Below are 2,393 nucleotides of genomic sequence, written 5' to 3'. Positions count from 1 at the left end.
ATAGGTTTCGGGCAGTATTGGACTTCAGTTTGTTAGGCAACCTTATCCGACCTAATTCAGCCTTCTATCTAGTTTCTGTTCGTCAGTTCAGGAGTTTGCGTCCGACTTCCTTCAGCCACTACCTCGCGATAGCCACCTTGTCTTTCGCTAACAGTTCCTACTGCCAAGCCTGTAGTGGACTTTCACCACCAAGTTTTCGTCCATGCAGGGCGCACCTAAAAGGGGCTGTTGCACAATCAGGTAATTGATTGTGTAACAGCCCCTTCTTCTAAGTTTTAATTATTTCCGAAACAGTTACAAATTCATAACCTTCTCCAACTAAATAATCCAATACGGATTTCAACCCATTTACAGTAGATGTATGTATATCATGCATTAACAAAATAGAACCATCTGTTGTATGACTTTTCACTTCATTTAAAATTGCTACTGGATCAAGTGATTCCCAATCCCGTGTATCAACAGTCCAAAGAATGGATGGTAAACCTACAATTTTTTCTATATTTCCATTTGTCGCTCCATACGGTGGACGAAATAAAGTGGGGTTTTTACCAGCAGCATTACGGATGGCTTCATTGGTCTGTTCTATTTCTCGTCTTATTCCTGCTACACCTAATTTTGTTAAATCTTTATGATCCCAGGTATGGTTACCTAATTCATGCCCTTCATCCTTCATTCTTTTAACGACGGTTGCATTTGCAGTTACTTTATTTCCCAGCATAAAAAATGTTGCTTTTGCGTTATACTGTTTTAGTAAATCAAGCACCTTTGGGGTGTTTTGCGGATGTGGACCATCATCAAATGTAAGAGCAACTCGCTTCTGATTCGAAGAAGGATGCTTTTCTTGATTAACTGAGGGAGAATTTGAATTTTTTTCTTCCTGCTTTATAGCCGAATCCTCTTGCTTATCCTCCGTGTCTTCTTTATCCTCCGTGCTTTTATTATTCTCTGTACTATCATTATCCCTGGTATTTTCTTTATTCACGGTACTTTTACTATTCTCTGTATTATCACTACCCTCAGTGCTTTCATGTCTAATCATATCTTTCCACTCATCTGTTAGTACATCTTGCATTTTCGAAAAAGGGATAGTGATTTCCGCTTCTTTATCTATCACTTTATTATTATCAAACTGAAAAACTATCGATTCATCTGCAAGATACATATTGGAAAAATTGTTGTCCTTATCATAGACCCACTCCGATAACTTTTTACTAGAAAAATGTTCACTATATTTATCAGATTGTTCAAACGCATGCTTTAGCAATTGAAAAAGAGTACCTCGGTTCTGTTCTGTATCTTGTAAGATCTCTGTTTGGTTTATGTAATTATTATTCTTGCTATCTACTATAACGATGTCAGATAAATCTTGACATTGCTTTTCATGTAAGCAACTCTTTTCATGGATTGCTACAGAATAAATGTGATCTGAAAACTTTTGCATGTCTGAACGGATAGCGAGTCTCGCCTCTTGACTCTTTAATTGTTGTTTATTTTCTTCTACATTGTGTAAAAAATCCTCTTTAGCCATTTTTACAAAGGCATTCATTTTTTTGTTTAATTTCTTACTCTGAAACTGCGGATAATCAATCTCCATGCTATATACTTTGTCATGTGCTTTTTCAGTAACAACCTGAACTTCTGGATAATTGGGATGCGCTTTTTTTTCACTACTAGCCGTAGTATGGGTAGCAGCAACATCCTTATCTATAGATTTAAACAATGAACTAACTATTAGTCCAATAGCAATCAATCCGATAACTATCAGTATTCCGTATGTCAATTTAGTGGGCTTCATCACTAATACTCCTTTTGCTTACTGTGTATCTGTGGTGATATGAAGGCGTGAATATGTCACATGGATAAATGAGTGAAACATAATAATTTTGCATGAAGTCAAACTTTCATCAATATGAACTTTCTTCCGTCCCTACCGAATGTTAGCACTACAAGAGTATAGCCAATAGACTTTTATTCATTTAGCCCTTCTAAATTGAAAATCTTATAGCACCTTACATGCGCGATATACTTTCAAATCACCTTTACAATAAGACAAATACACTTTTGCACTGTCTAAAAATGCACTAACTCTAGAAAATGCCCCTACTCTAAATAGAGAAAGGGAGCTCCTTACGCTTCACCTTACATATCAGCCTTCCTTTCCAAGCAAAAATAGTTTATAGATAACCAGCAGCAATCTATCAAACTATAATTAAAATATGTATCTCCACTAGCATTGCATAAATATGGTTTGAAAATTCAGTAAACATCTTTGCAGGATTTTTTGCCAAAAAGACAAAGGCTAAACAAAGGTGGTCTGTCCATTTGGAAAAATTATACAATTAAACTATTAGCAACAGCGACACTGTATGTATTTACGGAATAGATCTATC

General features: G+C 35.9%; 1 protein-coding gene. It reads right to left on the bottom strand.

The features are described from left to right. Positions 1-268: 268 nt before the first annotated feature. Complete coding sequence (locus B2C77_RS00410; RefSeq protein ID WP_077701820.1) at positions 269-1,798, bottom strand: polysaccharide deacetylase family protein; 1,530 nt, start codon at positions 1,796-1,798, stop codon at positions 269-271. Positions 1,799-2,393: the final 595 nt, after the last annotated feature.

It is taken from the genome of Virgibacillus dokdonensis, assembly GCF_900166595.1.
GTDB lineage: Bacteria > Bacillota > Bacilli > Bacillales > Amphibacillaceae > Virgibacillus > Virgibacillus dokdonensis.
The sequence above is the reverse complement of the archived record's forward strand: the minus strand, read 5'-3'. Positions and strand labels throughout refer to the sequence as shown.